The sequence below is a fragment of the Aquisalimonas sp. genome (genome assembly GCF_007120195.1).
Classification (GTDB): domain Bacteria; phylum Pseudomonadota; class Gammaproteobacteria; order Nitrococcales; family Aquisalimonadaceae; genus Aquisalimonas.
Genome location: NZ_SKOG01000160.1, coordinates 1 through 26,740 on the forward strand (window position 1 = coordinate 1; position 26,740 = coordinate 26,740).

General features: G+C 62.7%; 26 protein-coding genes, 1 other RNA gene and 3 pseudogenes. 13 read left to right on the plus strand and 17 right to left on the minus strand.

The window, feature by feature from the left end:
• The 5 genes from QZT63_RS11915 to QZT63_RS11935 form a co-directional block, all read right to left on the minus strand.
• A partial coding sequence (locus QZT63_RS11915; protein WP_290651465.1) for an ABC transporter permease subunit occupies positions 1-838 on the minus strand: 838 nt, incomplete at its 3' end.
• A gap of 252 nt (positions 839-1,090) precedes the next feature.
• On the minus strand, positions 1,091-1,612 hold the full coding sequence (locus QZT63_RS11920) for a hypothetical protein (protein ID WP_290651467.1): 522 nt from the start codon (positions 1,610-1,612) through the stop codon (positions 1,091-1,093).
• A 242-nt stretch (positions 1,613-1,854) separates the two neighbouring features.
• Entirely contained in the window at positions 1,855-2,523 is a 669-nt protein-coding gene (gene tenA, locus QZT63_RS11925) for a thiaminase II (protein ID WP_290651469.1), read from the minus strand.
• A 650-nt stretch (positions 2,524-3,173) separates the two neighbouring features.
• A complete protein-coding gene (locus tag QZT63_RS11930) occupies positions 3,174-3,365 on the minus strand; it encodes a hypothetical protein (protein ID WP_290651471.1) in 192 nt (63 codons plus the stop codon).
• Between the two features lie 151 nt (positions 3,366-3,516).
• Positions 3,517-3,894 (minus strand): hypothetical protein, encoded by a 378-nt coding sequence (locus QZT63_RS11935; protein WP_290651473.1) that lies wholly within the window; start codon positions 3,892-3,894, stop codon positions 3,517-3,519.
• A 371-nt stretch (positions 3,895-4,265) separates the two neighbouring features.
• On the opposite strand from QZT63_RS11935, the gene QZT63_RS11940 reads away from it, so the two are divergent.
• On the plus strand, positions 4,266-5,363 hold the full coding sequence (locus QZT63_RS11940; protein ID WP_290651475.1) for an alpha/beta fold hydrolase: 1,098 nt from the start codon (positions 4,266-4,268) through the stop codon (positions 5,361-5,363).
• Positions 5,364-5,639: 276 nt separating this feature from the next.
• On the opposite strand, the gene QZT63_RS11945 is transcribed toward QZT63_RS11940, so the two are convergent.
• Together QZT63_RS11945 and QZT63_RS11950 are read right to left on the minus strand one after the other, a co-directional pair.
• The gene (locus QZT63_RS11945) at positions 5,640-6,881 is read right to left on the minus strand and encodes an MFS transporter (protein ID WP_290651477.1); all 1,242 of its coding nucleotides are present in this window, start codon (positions 6,879-6,881) and stop codon (positions 5,640-5,642) included.
• The gene (locus QZT63_RS11950; RefSeq protein WP_366636896.1) at positions 6,878-7,525 is read right to left on the minus strand and encodes a 3'-5' exonuclease; all 648 of its coding nucleotides are present in this window, start codon (positions 7,523-7,525) and stop codon (positions 6,878-6,880) included. The genes QZT63_RS11945 and QZT63_RS11950 overlap by 4 nt, the downstream gene beginning before the upstream one ends.
• A 314-nt stretch (positions 7,526-7,839) precedes the next feature.
• Between QZT63_RS11950 and QZT63_RS11955 the strand changes: the two genes are divergently transcribed.
• Together QZT63_RS11955 and QZT63_RS20105 are read left to right on the plus strand one after the other, a co-directional pair.
• On the plus strand, positions 7,840-8,151 hold the full coding sequence (locus tag QZT63_RS11955) for a hypothetical protein (RefSeq protein WP_290651481.1): 312 nt from the start codon (positions 7,840-7,842) through the stop codon (positions 8,149-8,151).
• Between the two features lie 811 nt (positions 8,152-8,962).
• Positions 8,963-9,097, plus strand: a pseudogene (locus tag QZT63_RS20105) (hydrolase); the annotation flags it as partial.
• Between the two features lie 2 nt (positions 9,098-9,099).
• Here QZT63_RS20105 and QZT63_RS11960 read toward each other — a convergent pair.
• A pseudogene (locus tag QZT63_RS11960) lies at positions 9,100-9,645 on the minus strand (LysR family transcriptional regulator); the annotation flags it as partial.
• A 110-nt stretch (positions 9,646-9,755) separates the two neighbouring features.
• Here QZT63_RS11960 and QZT63_RS11965 point away from each other — a divergent pair.
• Both QZT63_RS11965 and QZT63_RS11970 read left to right on the plus strand, forming a co-directional pair.
• Positions 9,756-10,625 carry a pirin family protein gene (locus QZT63_RS11965; protein ID WP_290651484.1) on the plus strand — a complete coding sequence of 290 codons (870 nt, stop codon included), beginning with the start codon at positions 9,756-9,758 and terminating at the stop codon, positions 10,623-10,625.
• 216 nt (positions 10,626-10,841) lie between these two features.
• The gene (locus tag QZT63_RS11970; RefSeq protein ID WP_290651530.1) at positions 10,842-11,108 is read left to right on the plus strand and encodes a hypothetical protein; all 267 of its coding nucleotides are present in this window, start codon (positions 10,842-10,844) and stop codon (positions 11,106-11,108) included.
• A gap of 376 nt (positions 11,109-11,484) precedes the next feature.
• Here the strand turns inward: QZT63_RS11970 and modA are convergent, their stop codons facing one another.
• From modA to QZT63_RS11995, 5 genes and pseudogenes are all read right to left on the minus strand, one after another.
• Complete coding sequence (gene modA, locus QZT63_RS11975) at positions 11,485-12,330, minus strand: molybdate ABC transporter substrate-binding protein (protein ID WP_290651486.1); 846 nt, start codon at positions 12,328-12,330, stop codon at positions 11,485-11,487.
• Positions 12,331-12,516: 186 nt separating this feature from the next.
• Positions 12,517-12,639, minus strand: a complete 123-nt coding sequence (locus QZT63_RS11980; protein WP_290651488.1) for a hypothetical protein — start codon at positions 12,637-12,639, stop codon at positions 12,517-12,519.
• Between the two features lie 471 nt (positions 12,640-13,110).
• A complete protein-coding gene (locus QZT63_RS20110; RefSeq protein ID WP_366636878.1) occupies positions 13,111-13,704 on the minus strand; it encodes a DUF427 domain-containing protein in 594 nt (197 codons plus the stop codon).
• Between the two features lie 27 nt (positions 13,705-13,731).
• Positions 13,732-14,934 carry an SUMF1/EgtB/PvdO family nonheme iron enzyme gene (locus QZT63_RS11990; protein WP_290651492.1) on the minus strand — a complete coding sequence of 401 codons (1,203 nt, stop codon included), beginning with the start codon at positions 14,932-14,934 and terminating at the stop codon, positions 13,732-13,734.
• A 129-nt stretch (positions 14,935-15,063) separates the two neighbouring features.
• Positions 15,064-15,480 (minus strand): annotated as a pseudogene (locus QZT63_RS11995) (IS91 family transposase); the annotation flags it as partial.
• A gap of 240 nt (positions 15,481-15,720) precedes the next feature.
• On the opposite strand from QZT63_RS11995, the gene QZT63_RS12000 reads away from it, so the two are divergent.
• A complete protein-coding gene (locus QZT63_RS12000; RefSeq protein WP_290651494.1) occupies positions 15,721-16,239 on the plus strand; it encodes an antitoxin Xre/MbcA/ParS toxin-binding domain-containing protein in 519 nt (172 codons plus the stop codon).
• Positions 16,240-16,668: an RES family NAD+ phosphorylase gene (locus tag QZT63_RS12005; RefSeq protein WP_290651496.1), complete on the plus strand. Its 429-nt coding sequence runs from the start codon at positions 16,240-16,242 to the stop codon at positions 16,666-16,668.
• A gap of 238 nt (positions 16,669-16,906) precedes the next feature.
• Here the strand turns inward: QZT63_RS12005 and ssrA are convergent.
• Together ssrA and smpB are read right to left on the minus strand one after the other, a co-directional pair.
• Positions 16,907-17,270, minus strand: a transfer-messenger RNA (tmRNA) gene (ssrA, locus tag QZT63_RS12010).
• A gap of 91 nt (positions 17,271-17,361) precedes the next feature.
• On the minus strand, positions 17,362-17,853 hold the full coding sequence (gene smpB / locus QZT63_RS12015) for an SsrA-binding protein SmpB (RefSeq protein ID WP_290651497.1): 492 nt from the start codon (positions 17,851-17,853) through the stop codon (positions 17,362-17,364).
• A 122-nt stretch (positions 17,854-17,975) separates the two neighbouring features.
• Here smpB and QZT63_RS12020 point away from each other — a divergent pair, with 122 nt between their 5' ends.
• Genes QZT63_RS12020 through QZT63_RS12030 form a run of 3 tightly spaced genes read left to right on the plus strand, consistent with a single transcriptional unit; the run spans position 17,976 to position 20,203 of the window.
• Entirely contained in the window at positions 17,976-19,421 is a 1,446-nt protein-coding gene (locus tag QZT63_RS12020) for a sodium-dependent transporter (RefSeq protein WP_290651498.1), read from the plus strand.
• A 58-nt stretch (positions 19,422-19,479) separates the two neighbouring features.
• A complete protein-coding gene (locus QZT63_RS12025; RefSeq protein WP_290651499.1) occupies positions 19,480-19,926 on the plus strand; it encodes a type II toxin-antitoxin system RatA family toxin in 447 nt (148 codons plus the stop codon).
• Entirely contained in the window at positions 19,904-20,203 is a 300-nt protein-coding gene (locus QZT63_RS12030) for an RnfH family protein (protein ID WP_290651501.1), read from the plus strand. Before QZT63_RS12025 ends, QZT63_RS12030 begins: the two co-directional genes overlap by 23 nt.
• Before the next feature lie 35 nt (positions 20,204-20,238).
• On the opposite strand, the gene QZT63_RS12035 is transcribed toward QZT63_RS12030, so the two are convergent.
• Entirely contained in the window at positions 20,239-20,583 is a 345-nt protein-coding gene (locus QZT63_RS12035; protein WP_290651502.1) for an outer membrane protein assembly factor BamE, read from the minus strand.
• A 130-nt stretch (positions 20,584-20,713) separates the two neighbouring features.
• Positions 20,714-22,387, minus strand: coding sequence for a DNA repair protein RecN (gene recN, locus QZT63_RS12040; RefSeq protein WP_290651504.1), 1,674 nt, complete (start codon positions 22,385-22,387; stop codon positions 20,714-20,716).
• Between the two features lie 379 nt (positions 22,388-22,766).
• On the opposite strand from recN, the gene hrcA reads away from it, so the two are divergent.
• The 3 genes from hrcA (at position 22,767) to dnaK (ending at position 26,658) form a co-directional block, all read left to right on the plus strand.
• Positions 22,767-23,825, plus strand: a complete 1,059-nt coding sequence (gene hrcA, locus QZT63_RS12045) for a heat-inducible transcriptional repressor HrcA (RefSeq protein ID WP_290651506.1) — start codon at positions 22,767-22,769, stop codon at positions 23,823-23,825.
• Between the two features lie 130 nt (positions 23,826-23,955).
• On the plus strand, positions 23,956-24,627 hold the full coding sequence (gene grpE / locus QZT63_RS12050; protein WP_290651508.1) for a nucleotide exchange factor GrpE: 672 nt from the start codon (positions 23,956-23,958) through the stop codon (positions 24,625-24,627).
• Between the two features lie 102 nt (positions 24,628-24,729).
• Entirely contained in the window at positions 24,730-26,658 is a 1,929-nt protein-coding gene (gene dnaK / locus QZT63_RS12055; RefSeq protein ID WP_290651510.1) for a molecular chaperone DnaK, read from the plus strand.
• Positions 26,659-26,740: the final 82 nt, after the last annotated feature.

Genomic DNA, 26,740 nt, shown 5'->3' on the forward strand with positions numbered 1-26,740 from the left:
AGCTTACGTTCAGTACCGTCAGTATCGGCCAGTAACGTGGTCTGGGTCGGTCTGCCGGTCGTGCGCCACAGGTGAGAAAGTCCGCGCCGGCATTGCGGAGCAGCCGGATCTGGATGGTGATCGCGATAGCCACCAGGGTGACCAGCACGGCGGCCAGGACCGCGGCGCCCTCGAAAGAGACAGGAACGGTTTGGATCTCTTGCCGTATGATGTAGGGGATCAGCGGGAAGCGGAACGCCGACAGGAACGCCGCGGGCAGGCCGAAATCGCCCACCGTGTCCACGAAGACCAGGATCGCAGCGGACAGCAGGGCCGGTAGCAGGAGCGGCAGTTTGATGGTGCGCAGAACCTGTGCAGGGCTGGCACCGCCGAGGCGTGCGGCCTGTTCCAGGTTGCGCACGTTCCATTGCAGTGCGGCACTGAAGGCCAGATAGGCCAGCGGGAAATTGGCCAGGCTCATGACCATGACCAACCCTGGCAGCGAGAAAATGAACTCGCCCAGCCAGGGCAGTCCCATCTGGTGAGCGGTGCCGCCACTGCGCCCGAACAGGACCCAGCCCTGGGCGATGATGAACGACGGCATCACCAGCACGAACCACGCCGCGAAGTCGATCAGTCCGGCCGTGGGAAAGTTGTAATTGTGCCGGATGTACGCCATTCCGGCGCCGATGAAGGTGCCGATCACCATGGTGCCGAGGGAAAGGTACAGTGAATTCTGCACCGCCGTCCGCCACAGACGGCGCTCCCAAAGATCAGTGAACAGGTCGAAATCGCCCAGATCGAGAATGCCCAGGTAAAGCTGGGGGAAGGCGCCGCCGTGCAGGTTTGTCATCCCCATGCAACACACCTGAGATAGGACGGTGGCAATGCCCCGGCGAGGGGTGGTGTCGTCCTCCCTGCAAGGCGAGTACATTCTTCAGGATCTGAATCGGGATTGAGGAACCGGGCTCCGACGTGACCAGCATGACGTCCGAAGGCTACTAACGTGCAGACCAGCTACTTCGTAACCGGGGAGACGCGCGATTATCGGCCCTTCAGTGGCGACTATTGACCCCGCAAAGCGGGGTCTTTTCTATGCAGGACTGTTCGTTTATCGGAATGGCCCGCAACTGCGCAGGGACGCCAGGCTCCTGCTCTCGTCAACGACCCGGAACCAGCCGCGTCGGCCGTCATCCAACTCCAGAATCGCATGGCTGCGTCGCCCGATTTGGCGGGTTTGAACACCGACCAGGGACACGTGCGCGTGCCACATAAACTTCCTGCTGACTACTTCCCTCTGGATGACGATGTGGTCACTGCTCAGCAGCGTGCGCCCGTCGCGGATCAGCCGTCCCTCTCCGGTTTCCCAATGCATGAAAGCTGCGCTCACCTGACCATTGACCGGGTGCTCATTCTCCGGGCTGATTGCGACAAACTGCTTACCGGCTGCTGACCCGACGATGACGGGATTGGCGGGTTGGCCATGGCGCCGTGCACTGTCACGGCACTGCCGCGCATGCGACACACCCCCTTCAAAACGCCGCGTCACGGTCCCCGATAACTTCTGGACGCCGACCGCGACGCCGCCCTCGAACACGCGCAGGACACGGTGGCCTCGTTCAATGTGTTGCATGTGGAGGGGAGAGAAGCAGATGGGATCTCCAAAGCAGGCAGCGGAACGGCTGAATCCGCCGGCAGAACCCTACCGAAGATGCGACATTTATGGGTGCAGAACACAGAGCGTCGAGCTCGGGACTGTCTTCGCCGTGCATCGGTGTTTGCCGCATGGACGACGATGTTTGCATTCATCGAAACCCGGCGTGCGTGTGTATTTGATAGGGAGAATTTTACTATGGAGCGCGGTGCAGACGCGCTCTAGAAAGCGCGATCGAGGCCCATTTGCCAGAAATCGATTTCCAGGCGCGTGGCATCCCGGAAGACCGCAGCCAGTTCATTGAAGCGGGCCCGGGTGACACCGGCGAGCCGGGCGTCCAGCCACGCGCGCTCTGCACGCATGCTCGCCTGAAAGTCGTCACTCTCGTACATTCCGATCCAGGCGTCGAACGGGTTGCTGTCGCCTCTTACCGTGCCTGGCTGATCGTTCAGCCAGTTGGCAATCTCCCCGTACCCAACCAGGCATGGCGCCAGAGCTACGTGCAGATCCAGCAAGTCTCCGCGGTTGCCTGTGTCTAGTACATACCGGGTATACGCCATGGTTGCCCGGGCTTCGGGTAGCTGTGCCAAGTCGTCTTCGGATATCCCCCATTCCTGACAGTACTGCACGTGCAGGTCCATCTCCATGTCCACGATGGCTTTCATGCCCTCGTGGGCGTGCCGAAGATCCTCGAGGCTGCGGCTCTTGTACGCAGCTAGCGCGAAGGCTCGAGCGAAGTGGATCAGGAACAGGTAGTCCTGCTTCAGATAGTGACGGAAGGCATCTTCCTGCAGAGTGCCTTCACCCAGTGTGCGCACGAACTCGTGCCCGATGTAAGCATTCCAGTCCGGTGCACAGGCACTAGCCAGATCATCGAACGAAAAAGCCATGAAGTCTCCTTCAGGAGTGCGGGAATGTCGCCGGCATGGGCGCGTGCGGGATCGCCGGGCTATCCAGGACCAACTTAAGTAACAAAGTCGTGGCGACGGCCGCAGAGCTTAGCCTCATACGCGTTGCTGCTGGTGTCCATGCTGACCACACGCCTGCTCAGCCCAGTTGTCAGCACTGACGTTGTATGACGCATGGTCGCGAGAGTATCGAAACGCAATCATATTGCAAGACGGGCCAGCGAGTGATTGTTTCGTAGGGAAATATAAACAGTGCCGCATCCCTGGGCCTCACGGGCGGGGAGTCCTTCTCTATCTCCTCACTGAAAGGGGAATCGAAGATGGTGACAGTCACCGCCACCTGCCCGGACGGCAAGGAAACCACCTTCGCGCCTGGAATATGGCACGCGCTCGAGCATGCGCGGTCGCCTGGCCATGGCGTGAGTATCTCGCTGGGGAAGCTGGCAGCCGCCCGGGTATCAGTTACACCACGGATCCTGACGGTACACGCCAGTACGTCACCGGCGTGCGGGCACTGATGGAGCGCAACGCGATGCGCTACTTCCTGGCCTTTCCGGCTCTTCTGGAGGCGGAGAACCAGACAGGCGCGGCGGCTCGCCCGTCGATCCATCAGTCAGAGGACCGTGGCGCGATCATGCCGCGTCGCTCCGCGCGACCAACTCCAATGCCTTACGGCCGGCCTTGAACTGTTTGGCGTGCCGCGACTCCAGCGTGATCAGCGCGAGGTCATCTGTGTGCACGACTCGGTACACCTCGCACTGGCCGAGAATGCGGACCTGGTCGCCAACGATGGGCCCGTATGCGGGTTGCTGTTGGTTCATCATGGCTTCACCTACTGGTCGAGGGATAGGCAAAAATTCGCCAAGATATTGAACTGAAAGCATGACAATCTTATGTCATTCGACAATTGTGGTTTCGCTCGTTTCAGTGACGATCTGGGCACCTCTCGATCAAAGATAAGCCGCCCATTGCCTGCTAGTCGCGCTCAAGGCGCACGCAGTCCGAGGCGCACCCCGAGTCGGGGGCCGGCGCGTCGGGGCGAGGAGGGCGATGCAGCACCGCCACAGTCGGCGTCACGACAAGGCCGTCGTCGCGCACTGAGGCATTGCCGTCGACGATCAGCGAGTAACCACCGACAGTCGCGGGCGGATAAACCAGTGCCACGATCGGGCGCTCGGAGGCATTCGCTCGGCTTCGCCATCCAAAGCCGCTCACCTGCAAATCCTGACCGATCAACTCGGTACGCACGGCCACGGCGTGTGGGCGGCCGTGGTCGTCACTCGTGATCAAGTACGCGTATGTATAAGCCTTCAGCGTTTTCGCCAGGCGATCAAGATCCACCTTCGTACCCATGGCAAGCACCTCTTGTTGCAGTCCATAACCACGGCGCGGTCTCGCCGCGGTGGAGGGGAAAACGCATCCCGGTGGCCGCTTCGCCCGCCTGGAATCCCGCGGGTCGGATCGCTGCACAGGCTCGAGCGTCAGGCTGGAACTGGCAGTTGCCACACACCTTAACCCAATCCGGCCGCTCGACAATGACCCCGGGGCGGTCTACCTGAACACCGGCGAGTGCCGGGGGACTCGTCGGGAGGATGACCCCTCCGTCGTTGGGGCGATGCGCGGTACCGCGCCATACGCTGACTTGACAGCGCGGCGGGTCGCAGCTAACTCCAAGTGTAGACGTGTCCGCGTCCAGAAGACTAATACCAAAGAGGAGAAGCCTTATGACCATGCAGTCCGTGCGCATCGTACACTGCACCTGGCTGCTAGGAGCAGGTCTTTTTCTGGCACTCGGATCGCTTGGTGCTCAAGCAGAGGAGACCCAGCGGTTCGATCTCGGTGACTTCGAACTCGAATCCGGGGAAGTCATCGAGGACGCCTATCTCACCTATGTAACCCACGGGCAGCTGAACGAGGCCCGCGACAACGCCATCCTTGTGCTGCCGTCGTTGATGGCGGACCACACCCGTCACGACTTCCTGATCGGTGAAGGGCTCGCCCTGGACCCAGACGAGTACTTCATCATTGCCGCCAACACGCTAGGTAACGGACATGCGATCTCGCCGAGCAATAGCGAGAGTCAGCCGGGCATGGAGTTTCCGCAGTTCTCCATTCGGGACATGGTCAACGCGCAGCATGAATTGATCCAGGAGCAATTCGAGCTTGACGAACTCTTTTCGGTTGTCGGTCTATCCATGGGTGGCATGCAGGCCTACGAATGGGCGGCGAGTTATCCGGACGTGACGGAGTCCATCGTTCCGATTATCACCATGGCGCGGACCACCGGCTGGGTCACCGCGATCTGGGAAACCCAGCGACAGGCGATCATGCAGGATGACGCCTGGCAAGGCGGTGACTATGACGAACAACCCGATGGATTCCGTTCCGCCATCGGCAGCCTCATGGTGTGGGTTCGCCACTGGCACTGGATGGACGAGGAATTTGCCGATGACAACATGGATGCCGTCGATTGGCTGCACGAGCAGGAAGATGCGCTCATGGAAGTCTGGGATGCCAACAATTACATCTACCAGACCCGCGCCGAGGATCGGCACGACATCTCGGAAGCACCCGGGCTCGAAATCGGCTACGAAGAGGCTTTGGCCTCCATTGAGGCTCACGCGCTTATCATGCCAGGCACGAAGGACATTCTTCATCCACCGGATGACTCCCGACTGGCTGCGGAACAAATGCCCCACGCCCGCCTTGCCGAAATCGACAGTGATCATGGCCATCTGGGGGGCGGAGGCGTGGACCAGGACGACATCGACTTCATCAACGAGGAGATGACGTCCTTCTTCAACGAGCTTCGCACCCAGTGACCCTTGGCCGGCACTCGGTTTGCCGAGTGCCGGCGCTTACCGGTCGTCTAAACCTCCGAAGCCCTTGAGACGTGTCCCTTGGCTTCGGCGCACATGAGGGAAGGCGGTGCGCCAGGGCGGCACGCTACCGCAGTCGGCGGCGCATGGGTCGGTGAGAAATGTCGGCTGCCTCGAACGGTGGACCCTTGGCGACAAATTCTTGCCCGTTTTAAACGGCCAACGTTAACGTTCCGGGCCTTGGTCAGACCTTGAAGGACGCAGAAACGTGCTGCGGTGTCAGTTGTCGGGGTTTCGTACAAAAGGCCGCTTTTCCCAGCGAGTCGCCACCCCTGCAAGGAGCGAAGCAGATAGGGCGTATGCTGCGAACAACAGGGCGATGTCCGAGGGGTTCAGGCCCCAGTCCAGCAGGGCACCTGCAAGCACCGGCGACGCGGCTGTGGCCAGCACCATCACCGCGTGCACCAGTGCCCGGATGGCACCGATGTGCTGCGTGCCATACAGCTCCGCCCATAACGCCCCCATGAGCGTTCCCGCGCCGCCGACGCTTACTCCCACCAGCAGCAGATAGACCGGAGCCACCCACTGCCCCGAGGCCACCGCGAGCATGACAATGCCGAGCATGAGCGGCGCGAGGAAGACCGGTACCAAGTGACAGGCACCGATGCGGTCCACCAGTGGCCCGGCAAGCATCAGTGACACGATGTGGGATGCCGCGAACGCAAAGAAGCTCGATGCCAACCAATGCAGACTCCAGCCCTTTTCCTCGGCCAGGGGCACCTGGTGGAAAAAGAGCGCGGTGATGATGAACGGCGGTGCCATCACGGCGGGGAGCAGGGCGTAGAACAGCGGATGGCGCAGCACGTCCCGGCGTCGCCAGCTTGCGGCGGGAGGCGCCTGGTGAACGCTGGGCATCGCGGGGATAGGCTCGACGTCGCGCCGGTCATGGTAGCGAAGCAGTGCCAGGGCCACGGGCAGCATGACTATGACGACGATGATCGCAAGTACGGCCCAGCTCGACCGCCACCCGATCAGCGCCAGGGCAGTGACCACCAGGATGGGCATGACTCCCTCGGCGAGAGGGAGTCCCAGCATGGCAACGCTGACCGCCTTGCCACGGTTGGCGGTAAAGTAACGGGCCATGGTCGTCTGCGCGACGTGGACCATCATCCCCTGGCCGCTGAGCCGCAGGAGAAAGAAGCCGAGGCCGAGCATGACCACGCCCTGGCTGCCGGCGAGGAGGCCGCACCCCACCGCCGCAGTGGCCAGTACGCCGGTGGTGAGTGCTCGCAGATCGACGGTGTCCACCAGTCGGCCCACCCAGACCAGCGACAACGCGCTGGCCACGGTGGCAAGACCGTAGAGCAGGCCGAAATCCGCATTGCTTAGCGCGAACGCGGCGCGCAGTTCTCCGCCGAACAGGGAGATAACGAATGTCTGGCCAACGCTGGAGAGGGCCGTGAGCAATGCCCCGAATGCGAGGAATGCTCTGTTCTCCAGAATGAAACGCGCATAGTTCATGGCGTTTGGAGAAACGGCGTCATCGCGCCCGTGTGGGTCAGAACCACTCGGTGCATGGCCCGCGTACCCCCAACGTAGAGCAGGTTGCGATCCATGGGGGAGTGGTACGTGCCGGCGCCGACGTCCGGCACGATGACCTGATCGAACTCCAGACCCTTCGCCATGTGCGCTGTACACACGATGACGCCGGTGGCGTAGGTGTGGCGCTGTTCCTCGAACAGATGCACCTCGACGTCACGCTCCCCGAGCGCTCTCGCCATGCGCCGCGCCTGCTTCGGGGTTTTGCAGATCACACCCAGTGTATTGTGCGCCGACTCGCGGAACGCCTCGGCGTCGTCAACGAGGCGCGCCATTTCTTCCTTCTTCGTGCGGCACTCGACGACCTGCGGCTCTTCGCCGTGGCGCTCGATGGCGACCAGGTCCGGATTGGGCGAAATGTGTTGGGCGAACTGGGTGATCTCGTAGCTGGAACGGTAGCTGGTGTGGAGCGTGACACAGGAGGCGGTGTTGAACACCGCCTGGATGTCGTCGGCCTTCGACGCGCCGTGGGGATTGATGGACTGGTTGGCGTCGCCGAGGATGGTCTTGTTGCAGGGGAACAGCCGCGCGAGCGCGGCGTACTGCACCGGGGTGTCGTCCTGCATCTCGTCCACGAGCAGGTGCTTCGCGGAGCGATACTGCGAGCGGATGCCTTCGAGCGCATCTTCAGGCAGATCAGCGGAAAGACGTCCGCATACTCGAGCTTGCCACCCGCGGGCTTGAACAGCTCCGGCTTACCCTGCCACGTATAGAACTGCTTGAACGTCTCACGCAGGGTGGACTGATTCACGATGCCGCGGACGGCATCCCGGAGCTGTCGCCGTTCTGCCGGCTCCAGATCGTAGTTGTACTCGAGGCCGATTTTCTGCTCGGCCTCGCGCACCACCTGATTGACGCGCTCGGTCATGGCCATGGAGCGGTGCTTGCGGAAGATCTCCTCCAGCAGCCAGCCCGGCATCAGCCGCCGGGCGATCCAGACATCCTCGGCCTGGAAGCGACTCTGTTCCACATGGTCCATCTCCGCGCGGCTCGCCCAGAGATACCGCTTCTGGTCCTGGATTTCCCGGGCGTGGTGGTTCAGGCGGGCATCGGCATCCCGGAGCGCCTGACGCAAGCGAGCCTGGACCGTCTCCAGATACTCGCGTTCGGCCTGCTCGGCAGGATTGGCCACCTCCGCCGTGCTGGCGCTTGCCGGTTCGGTCTGTCGTGTCATGGTCGGGAGTGCTGGTGAATCGTGAAGAGCGCGGAGTATCGGCGATCGCGCCGCGGTCGTCAAAGCGCAGCTGGCGTGGGTGCTACACAGTCGCCTGACGGTGGTGGCATCATCAAGAGAACTTCACACAGCACACGACGCCTGCCCTCTCGGAAGGCTCTCCTGGTTCTGTCTGACACGCCCGGGTCGCCGTGCGGCGATGCGGTAGTGCGTCGTCACGACAAGGCCGCAACCCGCTGAGAGTGGCCGGAATTGGCCGTCATGACCGTTCGAAGGGGGCATCGGGTCGGATCATGGTCTTAAGCGGCACGAGGCAGCCACAAGTGGCTATCGGTGGTGTTACCTATGATCGACCGCCTCCAGAATATAGAGGTGGTACTGGATATCCTTATAGCTGCTGTCGTCCGGAAGGTTTCGGAGGAGTTCCTGGACGTGTTGTTTGGCCGTCTGCATTGACCGCACCTCGGGTAGCTGATGTGCTCCCATTCAGGTGAACAAAATCCAGGATTTGTTCGTCTGGGGCGGACTTGCTGCCAGCAAAACCGGCCGCTCATCAGCTCCGAACCGATGACGCTGTCGGGTCGAACTTGGCCGGACGATGCCTTCAACGGTGTGTTCCTCCTGCATGTCTACGCAGCGTATCGCTGCAAGGCTTGCCTTACGAGTGAGCGGAGGTCAGTCGTCCTTGCCTTGAGGGTGCCTATCGCTGCACTCGGCATGGGGAAACCGAAACCGTTCGAATTACTTGCCCTGTCGGATAGGTGTTGCCTAAGCGTCACGGGTAAGTGTTCGCGATTCGCACGCGAGACAATCAGCAATGGAGACCGCCATGAGCGACCAATTCCAGTACAAGCGTTTAAACCGCGATGACGCCGCCCTATTGCTCGTCGATCACCAGTCGGGACTGAGCTCGCTGGTGCAGGACTTCTCGCCCGGTGAGTTCAAGAACAACGTCCTCGGCTCCGACGGCTCACCACCTTGGTGTTCCACCAATCCCGGACTCGCGAGCAGGCATTGGCACCGGTCGGCCTACACGCGCATGACGAGGTCGCTGTCCGCCAGCGGCGGCGGGCGCACGCGGATTGCCACATCGATGCCTTCCCCGACCACATCCACCCGGCGATTGGTGGCGTCCAGCATGACGTTGACCAGTGGATACTGCGCCATGAAGTCGGCCAGAATGTCACCGACGTACGACTGCAGCAGCGCCACAGGGCAACTCACCCGAACGGTGCTCTGGGGCTCGGAGCGGCTGGTCTCCACAGCTTCTTCGGCGGCCTCGGCCTCTACCAGCATGGCCTTGCAGTGCCGGTAGTAGGTTTCGCCGATGGGGGTAACCGTGAACCGGCGGGTTGTCCGGTGGATCAGGCGAATGCCGAGGCGTTCTTCCAGCAGGGCGATGCGGCGGCTGAGGCGCGACTTGGGCATTCCCAGAGCGCGGCCGGCGGGAGCAAAGCCGCCTTGATCAACCACCTGGACGAAGAAGTAGAGATCATTGAGGTCGTACGTCACGCCATCGTTCCTTTTGGTGAACGCTCCGGTGCAATTATAGGGACTACTGGCGTGATTGTCCTGCCTGTATCCTACTGTGCCATGTTTGGATCAACACGCAGGAGGTTCTCATGAAGGCCATTCGCAGTGTCCACGCCGCGCCTCGCCACCACTGGGTGGGCAACGGATTTCCCGTGCGGTCACTGTTCTCTTACGACAACCACGGCCGGGAGCTCGACCCCTTTCTGCTCCTGGACTATGCCGGCCCGGTGACGTTCGAGCCGGCCGGGCACCGCCGTGGCGTGAGCGAGCACCCGCACAAGGGTTTCGAGACGGTGACCATCGTCTACCAGGGTGAGGTGGAACATCGGGACTCCACCGGCGAGGGTGGCGTCATTAATCCCGGCGACGTGCAGTGGATGACCGCAGGCGCCGGCATTCTCCACGAGGAGTTCCACTCCGAGGAGTTCACCCGTACTGGTGGCCCCCTCCAGATGGTCCAGCTCTGGGTGAACCTGCCTGCCCGCGCCAAGGAGACAGATCCGGGCTACCAGGCCATCCGGGCAGCAGACATCCCCAGAGTGCCGCTGGCAAACGATGCAGGCGTGGTGCGGGTGATTGCGGGAGATCTCCAAGGGCATGCGGGACCCGCCCGAACCCACACGCCCATGCAGGTATGGGACGTGAGGCTCAACCGCGACGGCCAGACGGCATTGAGCCTGCCGGAGGGCTGGCCCGCCGCCGCAGTGGTGCTTGAGGGAACGGTTCAGGTGAATAACACGACCATTGCCCGCGAGGCGGATCTGGTCATTCTCGATCGCGTCGGCAGCAGCGCATCGCTCGAGGCGAATAACGACGCCAGGGTGCTGGTACTTAGCGGTGAGCCGATCGGAGAACCGGTTGCCGGTTATGGCCCGTTCGTCATGAACCACCAGCACGAGATTGACCGCGCACTGGCTGACTTTCGGCGCGGCCGGCTACCCGTCAACACCGCCTCGTAGCCCCGTCCAGCCCCAACCCATGACCGCGGTTGGGGCTGGCTCTTGTCGGTGGCGATCCAGCGTCGCGCAATGCGGAGTGTTCGTCAGCCCGGGCCAGCGTGACTTGGTGCATCGGGTGATGGGTTCCGGACCGGGCCATGCAGCGCCGCTGTTCGAGCACCACGGCCGCGCTCGCCTGATGATGCTCGGTGGAGCACGCTGGGCGGACCGCGATACATCTGGTGGAACTTCGTTGCCTCGTCCAGAGGGTGCATTGAAGAAGCCAAGCGGCAGTGGCGCGCTCAGAACCGGGGCGCCGGACTGTTCGATTCCCCCCCGGGGATTGTGCGGAGCATATCCCCTTGCCTGATTAGTTGGGATCCACCCACTTCAATTGCGGCTGCCCCTGAACCCAATAAATTCACGAGCGAGGTATGTCAAGAACAATACGGTACCGTAACCCCGCCTACATTAGAGTGTCTTGCGGATCGTGACGAAAAATAGGGGCGCTACATCACGGGTGAAACGCCATCGGTGTTCCTGCCGTCGCTCAATGCCTCCGTGCGTAAGGGGAACGCGGGCGGAGAGTCTCAGCGGCGATTCCGGCTTCCTACTCTTGCGCGAAGTCCTGGATGGCACGGCCGTTATTGAACGTCTCCCCAGGCGCCTCTAGGGCCTGAGGTGTCGGGAGCATGTGGTGAAAACTCGCTCCTCTGAGCGGCTGCACGCAGCCTTTGTCATGATCGTCCAGGGCCGATAAAGGGGCCGCGGGTTGCCGAGACTCTGTGTGTTGATCAGATGCTAGCGGCTTTACCTGTAGCTGTTGTCACGGCCATCTCCCGCAAGCCACCATTAGCGCGGGTCATCATCACCGCCCCGCTCATTCGTCCTCTGGGGTAATGAAACCATACTCAGCCAGCACCTCCCGCCCGGATTCACTGAGCACGAAGTCGTAAAACGCCTGCGCCGTTTCCCCAGCGCCTCTCACCAGCGCCATTCGCTGACGCAGCGGCTCATGCGTGTCCTCAGGCAGCAGCGCCCAGTCCGACCGGCGATCCAGTTCCGGCGCCAGCGCAAGTGACCACGCCACGATGCCGCCATCCACCTCCGCGGTCAGGGCCAACCGGGCCGCCGAGGAGACGTTCTCGCCGAGCACCAGATGTGGCTCGATGACCTCCCACAATCCAGCGGACTGCAGGGCCTGCTTCGCCGCCACGCCGTAAGGCGCATGCTCCGGGTTGGCGATGGCGAATCGACCGATCTCACCTGCTTCCAACGCCTCGGCCAACCCGGCGAGACCGGCGTCAGGGTCAAGAGCGCTCCCCTTGTTGGTCATCAGGACTACACGGCCGATCGCATACAGGTCACCGCCATCCTCCAAATGCCCAGACTGGTGAAGTGCCTCCACGTAGGCCTCATCTGCGGACATGTAGAGCTCAAAAGGGGCATGCTCGGCGATCTGTCGCCGGAAATTGCCCGATGAGCCGAAGTTCAGCCGTACCCGCAGCCCGGTTTCGGCGGTGAACCGCTCTGCCAGGTCGTCAATGGCGAACTGCAGGTCAGACGCGGCGGCGACTATGGGGGGGCGTTCGGCCAGGGCCGGTGCTGTCGCGCCAGAGAGTAAACCCGCGAGCAGCGCTAAACCGGCACAGTGAACGAGGCCATGGCGACGGGTATCCCTGCGACTCGCGTTGGCCCATACGATGACCCGTCTAACCCATGACATACTTTGACTCCCGTACGATTTCATGACTGAGGCGGGAAGAGATTGGCGAGGCACAGTCATCCCCTCAAACTCGGCGTTGTGCAGACCTCACCCAAGAAGTAGTTCGCCGCACAAGAGGTGAGACGCTATCGCTGTTCCAGCCATCGTTCAATGCTTGCGTCCGAGTGGAGACGCGAGCCGAGCGTCTCAGTGGTGATGCCGGTTTTCTGCTGCTGCGCCCGGTGCCGGATGACCCCGGATGACACCGGCCTCATCCCCCATCTTGCCGGGCGAGTCCATGACCCGCGCTGCCGGGAGCGCGTCGTGCATTCCCTCCCAATTGTGCTTCTACATCGTCACCAACCTGCCCGCATCGACCCACAGCGGCGAGTAGGTACTGGCGCTGTACCGCCGCCGCGGCAAGGCCGAGGGGCACATGGGCGAGTTCAAGGACACCATCGGCACCTCGCTGCCGTGCACCTCGCGGGGCCGCGCCAGTGTGGCCGAGGTTTTCGCCCCGTCGCAGGCAGGTGCTGCTGTCGCTGCGGCTCATCGCCTAGGAGCTGCTACACGTGTTGCGTGCGCAGATGGACGTGGCCACCCGCCCGCGGCCGGAGCCTGCGCCGGCTGCACGTGATTCTGGAGCGCCGCGCCGCAACGCTCTGGCACCAGCTTCTGGGGCGGCGTCACCGATAGCGACTGACCGCATGACTCTGCCCGGATCAGCGACAAACGCCATCATGGACACGCTGGAATCCCCAGGCGACGGTGGCGCTCGTCTGATTCGTGAACAACGGGCCTTCAAAGCCGCTTGTGACGCCGCTCACGCCGGGCGCCACACCCGGTTCGGCAGGGTTGAGCCCGTAACCGGTCACTCTGTTCATGCCGACGCCCGTTATTTGACTGAAAATTCACCAGCCTTCGGTTCCTGCGTTCACCTTTGAAAGGGCCCTTGATAGCGCTGGTGATCCAGCCGCCATAGAAACGTCCAGACTGAGCTTGGACCTGTTCGCCATCGACATAGCAAGCGTCGACACCTCCAGCATAGAAGGACACTAGCCCGGCGATCGCCGCATGAGACGCGACTGGATCATCGTAGGCCCAACAGACAACTGCGATCAGGCCGTTGTCAGAATGCAGGCTCCAGTAACGCGCCGTGCCCTTGAACTCGCAGAATGTTCGCGTAGGACTCACCTCCAAACGACTCCAATCCACGGATGCTTGCGGCAGGTAGTAACAAGGCGGGTGCGACGTCTCCAGTACACGGTAGCCGCCGGAGGCGTCTGCCAGCATCTGGCCATCATGGACCACCTGCAGGCGGGCCACGACGGGTTCAACTCGGGGTGGCCGAGGATACGACCAAACCGATTCCCTAGTTGTGATCGCTTCTGTCACTGGTGCATGTTCTCCAATCGGACGTCGCTACCGATCAAACGCGAGCCGCAGCCCGCCGATGTGATGCCGGACGTGGGGTTGGAAGAAGTTACGAAACGCGTGGCGTCTCAATCCAGTATCGGTATAGATGCTACTTCCGCGCAGAACGAAGTGGTGACCGTCAAACCAGGGTGTGGAGTAGCCGTCATAGGGGAAGGCTCGGAAACCAGGGTAAGGAGCAAGCGTGTTGGAACACCACTCCCACACATTCCCGATGTTCTGCAGGAGCCCCAGGTCAGCGGCTGCTTCCCACTCAAATTCGTGCGGCAGCCGGGCACGCGCCCAGGCCGCAAAGGCATCCGCCTCGTAAAAGTTCACCCCGCTAACAGGTGACTCCGCTGCGAGGGCCTTGAATCCATGTGCTCCCTTCCATGCGAAACGGCCCACGCGATCCATCTGCCAGGTTGAGGGACAATCGACGCCCGTGGCGCGTAGCCACCTGGCCCCCTCGTGTGACCACCACGGCGCTGAGGAGTCGTAGCCGCCTGCGGACATGAACGCGAGCCACTGCGCATTGGTGACGGGCGAACACGCCAACTCACTACCAGCGATAGACACTGTGTGCGCCGGGCGCTCATTGTCGTAACCACGCACACCATTGGTTCCAACAGAATAATGGCCCGCAGGCAGCCTGACAAAGGTGCTCGGGACAGGGTCAGATCGGACTGCCTCCGACAGAGGTAGATCTGCTCTCTCGTGATCACCAACCCGCCTCGCCGCCAGGCAGTAACACATCGTCTCGCGATGCTGGGCGTAGTGCTGCTCCAGGAAATGCGCCAGATATCCTTCGCGCATCATAGGGTGCTCAGCCATGGGCGCAGGTGGCTCTGCGATGCGTTCTAACGTGCGACGGTGCACGGAGTCGAGCCAGCGTCGCAGTGCCTCGCCACTGGGAAGACGGCTGCTACGTTCTTGTTTGAAATTGCGCTCTGGGAAGTAGAGATTATGGAGTTGTTCATCAGCCTTACTCCCCAGGATGAATTCTTCGATCCAGAAATGCTCGACCAGGGCACAGTGCCCGAGGTGCCATCCAACTGGACTGAGCTCCGGGTGATACTGGGTGCGAAGCTGGGAGTCGTCGAGCTGGCTCACAAGTTCAAGCGCCCACGCATGATGCTGGGCCAACGCTTCGATTGGGTCATAGTGAAGCGGAGCCCGGTCGGCTTTAGAGTGGGAAAATTCGGACATCATGATCCGGCTCCAGGACTGCTACGTGATGGGGCGGTACGGTATCCCAACCAGGGTCATCGTCCAGCGGGCGTCGGGATCGCCCGCAGCGCATGCCGCGGCGTCGATGGCATTGTCCGTCGCGTCTTCGTACCACTGCGGCGGTCCCCGCGCTTGGGCGATACGGGGCGGCTTGGCGGGTTCGCCGATGGACTCCAGGATGGCGCGCACGGGCATCGCCTCGGTGATGAAGGCGATGATCGGCATCTCGGCCCCGCACACTGAGGGCACGTCATGGGAAACGCCTCGTCGATGCGCGCGGGCAGCCTGACCCAGAGGTAGCGGGCGGGAGAGCGCCGGATCGTCTCGGGGGGGAGTCTCCGCTGCCGAGTCCACCGCCGGATTCGATGCCGGTGCCGGGACCACGGCCTCGGGCGCCAGGGCGGTGACCGCTGGGCGTAGGGGCGAGTTCGGGGCGAGCACGCCGTCGGACCGATGGCGATGCGGCCTGGGCGGTGGGAGCAGTGCGGCGATGCGGCCGATCAACTCCAGCGGCGAGAGGATGATCTGACTGAGGGCAGGGGAGGGGAGGCGCGGCGAGCAACCCAAGACCGAGGGGCCATGCTGAATGGCGCGGTCTGTGCCGAACGAGGCCACCTTGGACCGAAGTTCTTTTTGCGTGAATGGCTTTCGCCGTGGCCGACATCGAACAGGCCGCGGCGCGCTGGGTTCACCCCGGGGCGCGCAGTGACGAGAGCAACGATTTCGGCGTATACTCGTGTCGGATTTGACACGCCCTGGAGAGCTGCGATGACTGTCGCCGAGAAGGTCTCGACCGTACGCCACGCCGGTACGGGTCAGCATGCGAAATGGCTGATCTACTATCTCGGAGAGAACATCTTCCAGCGGCAGGCGCGGGGCGGCCGGAAGGCATCCCGCGCGATCGTCACCACGGTTTCAGGCACCGAGCTCGCCGGTATCGTGGAGGCCGGTCTGCCCGTCTCCGCCGCGGAATTCCTGCGCCAGCGCACCCACATGAGTGTGAAGCGCTTCGGGCAGTTCATCCCGCGCAGCACGCTCGAGTCCAAGCGCAAGAGCGCCGAGCAGACCCTCTCGGCCGAGCAGTCCGACCGAATCATGCGCATCGCCGAGATCTACGCCCGCGCCGCCGAGGTCTTCGGCGACAGCGACCGGGCCGAGCGGTGGATGAAGCGGACCAATCCGCAGATGCCCGACGGGCGTACCCCGGAGGAGATGCTGCTCACCTCCTACGGCGCCCGGCATGTCGACGATGTGCTCACGCGCCTCGAGCATGGCATCCCCGCGTAAATGCGGCTCTACCGGATCAGCCGCCGGCCCCATGCCGAGGACCGCACGGGCGAGGGCGCGCGGCTGGTGGGCGGGCGCTGGAATCACAAGGGTCTCCCGGCGCTCTACTTCGCGGAGCATCCCGCCCTGTGCGCCCTCGAGCTGATGGTCCACAATCGCATCGATCGCGAGGTCGCGCCCACGGAATTCGTGCTGGTGGCCGCCGAAGTCCCCGACGACAGCGTCCACCGGATCGACCAGATGGTCGATGATCCGGCCGACGTCGGCTCGCGCTGGCTGGAGAGCGGCGAGAGCCTGATCCTGGATGTGCCATCGGTGCTGCTGCCCCATTCGCGCAACATGGTCATCAATCCGGTGCATCCGCGCATGGCGGAGGTCTCGATCGAGATCCTCGCGGCCGTGCCGTTCGACAATCGACTGACTGAATGAGGCGTGGCGGACTGCCGTGCGTCCGCGAGATGCGCACGCGCCGGGTCCGCCGCAAGACCTGCACCGGCGTGAGGTTGATCGTTGCCCCGTCCGGGGTCTGGTAGGTAATCACTCGCATGGTCTTGCCTCCTGGTTCGGTCGTGGGAACAGGGAAGGCAATCAAGCGTTTCAGGGATGGTAGCAGGAATGTTGGGAGAGGCTTAAAACCTCTCCCAAGTTCCTGATTTTGCAGGGTGTTTGGTGGAGGTGGGGGGATTCGAACCCCCGTCCGCAGGAGCTCCACCCTCGGATCTACATGCTTAGCCCGCCTATTGCGTTCGCCGAGCGCTCCCCGGCAGGCAGCGGAACACGCTCGACTAGCCTGATTGATTTAACAGCGTGTGGTGCAGGCGGAACCACATCGCTGCTGTCCTGTGATCTACGACCCCTGATTCGGCAGCACAGGCACTTGCCGGTCAGAGGCTAGCGGGATTTAGGCCGCTAGAGCGTAGTTTTCGTCGTTGGCAACTATTTTAAGTTGGCCATCATGTTTTACGAGGTGAGATGACGTCCTCGGCATGCACCTAAGGCTTCACGACCCGCGTCGAGACCATGTCACCCCCGTAGCAAATCGTTTCACGTCGTACTACGAGATGAGGATAGTGTACTGGAAACTCAACAGTTTGTGTAATGCGCCAATGCGTGTGTCGAACATTAGACCCGGTGCTTGAGCAGTCGTTCCTTTTGCCGCTGCCAGTCCTGCTGCTTCTTGGTTTCGCGCTTGTCGTGTTTCTGCTTGCCCTTGGCAAGCCCGATCGCCAGTTTGGCGAGGCCGCGCTTCCAGTAGAGCTTGAGGGGGACCAGCGTATAGCCTTGCTGCTGCGTTGCGCCCATCAAACGGGCGATCTCGCGGCGATGGAGCAGTAGTTTCCGCGTGCGTGTCGGGTCCGGTTTGACGTGGGTCGAGGCGGTGGGCAGGGGCGGGATGTTGGCACCGATCAGCCAGGCCTGGTTGCGCCGTATGACCACATAGCCTTCCTGCAGGTTCACCCGGCCGCTGCGCAGGCTCTTGACCTCCCAGCCTTCGAGCGCAAGCCCGGCCTCGAAGGTGTCTTCGATAAAATACTCGTGACGGGCACGGCGATTGACGGCGATGACGTTGCTGTCATCCGTCTTTTTGCTGGTTTTCTTGTTCACGGCGCGCATTGTAACGGGCGGCGCTGTGCGCTGCCACCGTCGGTCGGTGCCGGCCTGGTGGATAATCGCTGCGTGCGCGCTTCGCCCGGCCCGGTTATGGTGGCTTGTGGGTGGGGCAGGCCTTCGTGACCATGCCCTGCAGGAGATGGCCTTGGGTGTCGCGGGCAACGGGAAGCCTGCGTGGGGGGAGTTTGGCAATTCCAAAGCGCTCGCTCCAGGGCGAGTGGAGCGGGCCGTTGGCATTCGTTTTCGCCTTGGCCGGCGTCTCAATCGGGCTGGGCAACGTGTGGCGTTTCCCGGCGCTTGCTGCCGAGCACGGCGGTGGGGCGTTCTTGCTCGTGTATGGCGGCTTTCTCGCCACACTCACGCTGCCGCTTTGGCTCGCCGAGATCGGTATTGGCCGTTCCATGCGGCGCACCTTGCCGGATGGCCTGGGACGCCTGGCGAGGGAGCAGGGGAGCAGCCGCGCCTGGCGGGGAATGGGATGGCTGGCCGTGATTGCTGCTGCCGGGCTGCTCGTCGCCCAGATTCTTCTTGGGGGATGGGTGGGTGCCTATCTCTATCAGGTCTCGGCGGATGCCGCCCTGTCCTTCGACGCGGTGACAACCGCGGCCATGTTCTCCGATCTGCTCGCTTCCCCGGAACGCTGGCTGCTCTGGTGCACCCTGGCGATTGCCGCCGCGGCGTTGGTGGTGGGGCGGGGGATTGCGGGTGGAATTCAGCCGCTGATGCGGGTTCTGGTACCGGGGTTGTTGACCGCTCTGCTGGGCCTGGCGGTCTGGGCGACCGAGAACCTTGGCGGCGGAGCAGCCTGGGGGCCTGTTTTCGAGATACGCCTTCACGCCCTGGGTTGGAACGGCGTGCAGGCGGCGGCTGAGCACGCGCTCTTTTCTGTGGCTGTGGCAGTGGGCGTGGCGGCGGCGTTTGGCGCCGCGCTACCGGACCGCTGGCCGACGGTGAGCACGGCGGGCGCGGCACTGGCAGTGGACACGTTGTTCGGACTCGTGGCCGCGGTGTTCGTCTTCTCGCTGCTTGCGCCGCATGGTGGCGATGCGACTGTTTCCGGGCCGGTGCTCGCCTTCCATGCGATGCCGGAATCGATGGCCGCCTTGCCGGGTGGTCGTCAGGCGTTACAAGTCTTCTATCTGGTGCTTTTCGTCGCGGCGTTGACGACGATCGTCGGATTACTGGAGGTGGTGGTGGGCGCCGTGGTGGAGCAAGGGCGTGTCACGCGGGTGCAGGCCACAGTTCTTGTGGCGTCCACGCTCTGGCTGGGGGCCGTGTTATTGGTCGCGACCGTGCCGGGGTGGGTTGAACACGGCCTGACTGCGGCGCAACCTGGGGGCGGATTGTCCGTCTCTTGGCTGCTCCAGCTCGGTGCGTGGACGCTCATCCCGGCGATCGCACTGGGACTGCTTTTGTTCGTCGGCTGGCTGGTGCCCGGGGAGACATTGCGAGGGGCGCTGCGGCTGCGCGAAGACTGGCGCTATCGTTCTTGTCTGCCGGTGCTGCGCTACGTGGCCCCCTTGATTCTGCTGGTCCTTTTAGCGAGAGTTGCGGGCGTGTCGCTAACATAATCGTTCTCAGGGAAGCGATCCCCCGCTCTTGCTTGAGCCATATACACGGGACTAAGCCATGACAACAATATCCCGCAGCGCCCTGGTACATCACTCCGCCCGCACCATGTTCGATCTGGTCAACGACGTGGATCGGTACAAGGAGTTTTTGCCCTGGTGCAGCGACAGTGGCGTGATCGAGCAGCATGGCGACGAGCTCAAGGCGTTTGTCACGATCAGCAAGGGGGGCGTCTCGCGGTCGTTTACCACGCGGAACCGCGCTCAACCGGGCAAGATGCTCGAGGTCCGGCTGGTGGAGGGGCCTTTCAAGCGCCTTGATGGCTACTGGCGGTTCCAGTCTCTGGGTGACAACGCCAGCAAGGTGGCGCTGGACATGGAGTTTGAGTTCAGCAACGCGATCGTGCGAATGGCCTTCGGCCGGGTGTTTGATCAGGTGGCGAATCGGCTGGTGGATTCCTTCGTAACGCGGGCGGATCAGCTCTATGGACGTAAGAAAAAGGCCTGAGTTGGTGACCGTTCAGGTGGCGTATGGGCGCCCGGAGCGGCAACTCATCCTGTCCGTGGAGGTGGAGCCCGGGACGAGTGCGCGCGAGGCCGTGCGTCAATCCGGTATTCTGCAAGCCTTCCCCGAGATCGACGCGGACAACGCAGTGCTGGGGGTCTACGGACGGCTCGTTGATGGCGACCACTCTGTCAGGGCGAGTGATCGCATTGAGATCTACCGCCCATTGAAAGTCGATCCGAAAGAGGCACGGCGCCAGCGGGCGAGGCTGCCTGAATAATGGCGGTTGCGCCCTGGTGGCTGTGCAGAGTCCGGTTAGGAGTCACCGAAATTATCCGGTGCGAGGTTGCCCTCCAGGCGGACGAGGCGGTCCCCTTCGAAGTACACGGTGAGCCGGTCCGGCTTGCCGCCTCCGCCGGGTGCGTGGGTGTGAATGTAGTCCCAGCGGTCATTGCGGAACATGTCCTCAATGGCGGGTGTGCCCAGCACGAAGCGCACTTGCCGGCGGGTCATGCCGGGCTCGAGCTCCTCGATCATGTCCTCGGTGATGATGTTGCCCTGCTGCACCGGCACTTCGTAGGCGAACGGGATGTCGCTGTAGGAACACCCGGTGACGACCGCAGCGGTGCCGAATAGTAGTGAGAAAAGTAAGACTCGCATGATCAGTACGGCTTTAATTTCTGTGTGAATGATGCGCGATCATAACCTAAGCGCGCCCGATTGTTCAGCGATTCCCGCGGGCGCCAGAGCGGGCACGCTTGTGTTGCGTCGGGCACCGTTCGCCCGTCGTTCACGCGGATTCCGCCTTCTGCACCATCTCCGTGGCGTGCTCGACGGTCGCCTGGGTGAGTTCCATTCCGCCGAGCATACGCGCCACTTCCTGAATGCGCTCTTTGCGGGCGAGTGGCGTCACGGTCGTGGCGGTGCTGTTGTTGGCCGTGCGCTTGTGCACCTGCATATGATGGTGCGCCTGTGATGCCACCTGGGGCAGGTGGGTAACGCAAAGCACCTGGTGGTGCTGACCAAGGGCCCGCAATTGCCGCCCGACGACCTCTGCGACACCGCCGCCGATACCGGCGTCTGCCTCATCGAAAATGAGAGTCGGAATATGCGTCGTGCCGGCGGCCGCCACCTGGATGGCGAGGCTCAACCGTGAGAGCTCGCCGCCCGAGGCAATGCGGTTGAGCGGACCGAAGGGTTGGCCGGCATTGGTGCGCACCTGGAAGTTGACGTCGTCCAGGCCGTGCGGTGTGGGCGTCGCGTTGTCTCGCGCCGAGATATCGATGTGGAACGCGGCGCCGCCCATGCTGAGCTCTGCCAGCTGAGCAGTGACCCCCTGGGCAAGCTCCTCCGCCGCCGCCCGCCGGGCCGCATGCAGGCGTTGCGCCGTGGCTCGATAGGCTTCGGTCAGCCGTTGGTGCTGCTGCCGAAGTTCGGCCAGACGCTCCCCGCTGTGTTCAAGGTCATCGAGCTCGCGCCGCAGCCGATCGTAGACCTCGGCGAGTTCCTCTTCGCGGACATGGTGCTTGCGGGCCAGGTCGCTCAGCGTGCTGATGCGTTCCTCGACCTCGGTCAGCCGCCCGGGATCGAGTTCGAGGCCATCGGCGTAATTGCGGAGCCCGTCGACGGCGTCCTCCATCTGCGCCTGGGCACCGGTGAGCTGTTCGTGCATCTCCGCTAGTGCCGGGTCCTTGTCCAGCAGGCCGTCCAGCTCCCGGATAGCTTGGCCGATGATGGTTTGTGCCGAGTGCTCGTCCTCGTAGAGGCATTGCAGCAGCCGCTGGCTCGTCTCCGCCAGGGTGCCGGCGTGGGCCAGGCGCCGGTGCTCGGTGTTGAGGGCTTCCAGGGCCTCGGCGGACAGGTCCAGTGCCGCGAGTTCCTGGGTCTGATAGTCCAGGAGATCCCGGCGGGCGTCCTGGTCCTCGAAACCGCCCTGGAGGTGCTGCATGGCCCGCTCACACTCTTGCAGGTCCTTGAACAAGCGTCCCACCTCGGCGGCGAGTTCGCCATTGCCCGCGTGGTTGTCGACAATCATGCGCTGGATATCTCGGCGCATCAGTGACTGGTGCTCGTGCTGGCCGTGGATGTCCACCAGGTACTCGCCCAGGTCGCGCAAGTGCTGCAGCGGCACCGGGCGGCCATTGATGAAGGCCCGCGAACGCCCGGTCGACTGGATCACCCGGCGCAACAGGCACTCGCCGTCGTCGTCCAACTCCCGTTGCGCGAGCCAGGTCTGACATTCCGGCAGCGCTTCGATATCGAAGGCCGCGATGACCTCCGCACGCTCGGCGCCGGGACGGATGCTTTCCGCCGAAGCACGATCGCCCAGGGCCAGACCCAGGGCGTCCAGCAGTATGGATTTGCCCGCGCCGGTCTCCCCGGTGAGTGTGGTCATGCCCGAGCCGAAGTCCAGTTCCAGCTCATCGACGATAGCAAAGTCACGTACGTGCAGGTGATTCAGCATGGGGTATCGTTCCTGACGGCATTCGCCCCTGGTCCGCACGGCTATGCCGGGGAGAGCGGCCTTCCAAGTGTCTGCGCCCCGGGGCATCCTGACCCGGCTCCGGGTCAGTGTAACGAAGCTTCTGCCCGAAGTTCACACAATTGACTTGCTCGTGAGGCGTTGGTAGCTTGCAGATAGCACTTGCTGACATGGGTGCCATCTTCAAGCTGGACAGGCCCGAGTCCATCTCTCGTCAGTGACCCACGTATCGGGCGGAGTCGTTGTCCACGATCGGCTCGTTTTCCTTTCGATGCGACACCGACTTGCGTCAGGGGGCACGTCCGGCGCGGGCTGGCTCTGGTACGCAAGTTGTCCGGCAAAGTCGAGCGCGGATGACGACATGAGCAGGCAGCCCCAGGATCCTGAGCTGAACGAGCGCGCGCGCCACCTGTTGCGGGTGGTTGTGCGGCGGTATATTCGTGACGGCCAACCGCTGGGTTCCCGCACGCTCACGCGCGAGGCGGGCCTGGACGTCAGTCCGGCAACCATCCGCAACGTCATGGCCGATCTCGAGGAGCTTGGCTACGTCCGTTCGCCCCATACCTCGGCGGGACGGATTCCCACTGACAAGGGTTACCGATTTTTTGTCGATACCCTGCTCTCGGCGCAGTCGCTCAATGTGCACACGCTGCATGTGACGGAGCTAAGGCTCCCGAGCGGACAGAGTCCCGATGCCCTGGTGGACTCGGCTTCGAATCTGCTGTCCGGGCTCACGCGCCTGGCCGGGGTTGTCACGCTGCCGCGTCATGTGACCCGCTCGCTTCGCCATGTGGAATTTCTGCCCCTGTCCGATCGGCGCGTGTTGGCGATCCTTGTCTATAACGAGCAGGACGTGGAAAACCGCATCGTCCATACGGACCGCGACTATTCCCACAATGAGCTCCAGCAGGTGGCGAACTTCCTGAATGCCGAGTTTGCCGGCCAGGGCGTCGATACCGTGCGTAGCGAACTGCTCAAGAGCATGGAGTCTGACAAAGAGCGCATGAATGCGCTCATGGCCTCCGTCATCGAGCTGGGGGGCAAGGTCTTCAACGATCAGTCCGATGGGGATAGCGAGGACTACGTGGTGGCCGGGCAGACGAATTTGATGGAGTTCGAGGAGCTGTCGAACGTCGAGAAGCTGCGCAGCCTGTTTCAGGCATTTACCGAGAAACGCGACATTCTGCATATCCTGGATCAGTGCCTTGCGGCCGACGGGGTACAGATCTTCATCGGCGAGGAATCCGGCTATCACGTGTTCGACGGTTGCAGCCTGGTCACCTCGCCATACTCCGCCGAGGGCGAGGTGCTTGGTGTGCTCGGCGTTATCGGCCCGACCCGCATGGAGTACGACCGGGTTATCCCCATCGTGGATATGACGGCGAAATTACTCGGCGCTGCCTTGAATCAGTCGCATTGAGCCCCATTTCCCCGCTGTAGAGCACTGACGCCCGCTGGGGGGCGTGCATCTTGCTATCGATGGCGGCTGCCCTTGGCGGCAAATTGCCGCGCACGGGCTGCGCCAGACAACGCGAAACCGGAGAGAGTGCATGTCTGAGAAGGATCAGAAAGCGCGGACCGACGAAAGCGACAAGCGGGAAGAGCAGGATCCTGAGACCGAGGCCATGGAACCGGGCGAGGTTGTGGAGCCGGACGATGGCGGTGAGGACACAACCGATTCGCCCATCCAGGAACCTGAGGCGACCGATGCGCGCATTCAGGAGCTGGAGGAGAAGCTCCAGGAAGCCGAAACAAAGGCCGAGGAGAACTGGAATCAGTATCTGCGTGCCCGTGCGGATATGGACAATACCCGCCGCCGCCTGGAAAAGGACGTGGAGCAGGCGCGACGCCAGGGGCTGGAAAAGCTCGCCGGTGAGCTGCTTCCCGTAAAAGATAGCCTGGAGATGGGGCTCGCCGCCTCTCAGGAAGCCAACGCGGATGTGGCGAAGCTGAACGAGGGAATGGAACTCACGCTGAAGATGTTGACCCAGGCGATGGAGAAGTTCGACATCGCCGAGGTCGATCCCATGGGTCAGAAGTTCGATCCCGAGCGGCACGAGGCGATGGCCACACAACCGTCGGCTGAGCACGCGCCAAACACGGTCATCCATGTGGTACAGAAGGGCTATCTCCTCAACGATCGCCTGCTGCGCCCGGCGATGGTGATTGTCTCCAAGGAAGCCCATCAGCAACCGGGCGATCAGATCGACGAGCAGGCCTGAGGGCCGTGGCTTGAAAAACGTTCCGTCGCCCAAATCTAAGGAAGCAGCAAAATTGTTTGCCGTAACGTGAGATTTGGCAGAATCATCGAGGGGAGCATCGAAATGGGTAAGATTATCGGTATTGACCTGGGCACCACGAACTCTTGTGTGGCCGTCATGGATGGCGGGAAGTCCCGTGTCATTGAAAACAGTGAAGGGGATCGCACCACGCCGTCCGTGGTGGCATTCGGCGAAGACGGGGAAATCATGGTGGGTGCGCCGGCCAAGCGCCAGGCGATCACCAACCCGGAAAACACCTTGCACGCGGTCAAGCGGCTCATGGGGCGGCAGTTCAAGGAAGATGTCGTGCAGCGGGACGTCCGGGAGATGCCGTACCACATCGTCCAGGCAGACAACGGTGATGCGTGGCTGAAGGTGCGTGACAAGAAGATGGCGCCGCCGGAAATCTCTGCCCGCGTGCTGCAGAAAATGAAGCAGACCGCGGAGGATTATCTGGGCGAGGAGGTCACAGAGGCGGTGATCACCGTGCCCGCCTACTTCAACGACAACCAGCGCCAGGCCACCAAGGACGCCGGCAAGATTGCCGGTCTTGAGGTCAAGCGCATCATCAACGAACCCACGGCGGCGGCGCTGGCCTACGGCCTGGACAAGAAGAGCGGTGACCGTAAGGTGGCCGTGTACGACCTGGGCGGTGGCACGTTTGATATCTCGATTATCGAGATCGCAGAAGTGGACAAGGAGCACCAGTTTGAAGTGCTGGCCACGAACGGCGACACATTCCTCGGTGGCGAGGATTTCGACCGCGCGATCATCGAATACCTGATCGCCGAGTTCAAGAAGGATCAGGGCATCGACCTCGGCGGTGACCGGCTGGCGATGCAGCGCCTCCGGGAAGCCGCCGAGAAGGCCAAGATCGAGCTCTCCTCCAGCCAGCAAACCGAGGTCAACCTGCCCTACATTACGGCCGATCAGAACGGGCCGAAGCACTTGGCCGTGAAGGTAACCCGGGCCAAGTTCGAGTCCATGGTCGAGGACCTGGTCAAGCGCACCATCGAGCCGTGCAAGATCGCGCTGAAGGACGCCGGCCTCAGTGCCTCGGAAGTCGACGAGGTGATCCTGGTGGGTGGGCAGACCCGCATGCCCAAGGTGCAGGAAGCGGTGAAGAACTTCTTCGGCAAGGAGCCGCGCAAGGACGTCAACCCGGACGAGGCCGTGGCCATCGGTGCGGCGATTCAGGCCGGCGTGCTCGGCGGTGACGTCAAGGACGTGCTGCTGCTCGATGTCACCCCGCTGTCTCTCGGCATTGAGACCATGGGCGGCGTGATGACCAAGCTCATCGAGAAGAACACCACCATCCCAACCAAGGCGAGCCAGGTGTTCTCCACTGCCGAGGACAACCAGACCGCGGTGACGGTCCACGTCCTCCAGGGTGAGCGTGAGATGGCGAGCGGCAACAAGTCGCTCGGCCGGTTCGATCTCTCGGACATTCCGCCGGCGCCGCGCGGCGTGCCGCAGATCGAGGTCAACTTCGATATCGATGCCAATGGCATTCTCCATGTCTCGGCGAAGGACAAGGCGACTGGCAAAGAGCAGTCCATCGTCATCAAGGCCTCCAGCGGACTCAGCGACGACGAGATCGAGCGTATGGTCAAGGATGCCGAGGCGCATGCGGAGGAAGACCGCAAGATGCGCGAACTCGTCGATGCCCGGAACCAGGCCGAGAACCTGATTCACGCCACGCGCAAGTCGCTTGGCGAATTGGGCGACAAGATTTCGGCGGACGAGAAGCGCGAGATCGAGAAGGCCATCAGCGAGCTCGAGGAAGCCAACAAGGGTGACAGCAAGGCCGATATCGAGGCCAAGACCCAGAAGCTTGGTGAAGCCTCGGGTAAGCTGGCCGAGAAGATGTACGGCCAGCAGTCGCAGACCGGGGGTGCAGAAGGCGGTGCCGAGACCCATGGCGAAGCTAAATCGGACGACGTGGTCGATGCCGAGTTCGAGGAAGTCAAGGAGGACGACGACAAGAAGTAACCGGGCCGCCTATCTGGACCACGGACGGGCGCAGGGGTAGACCCTGCGCCCGTTCTGCGTGACGAACGGGGGTTTAATGGCA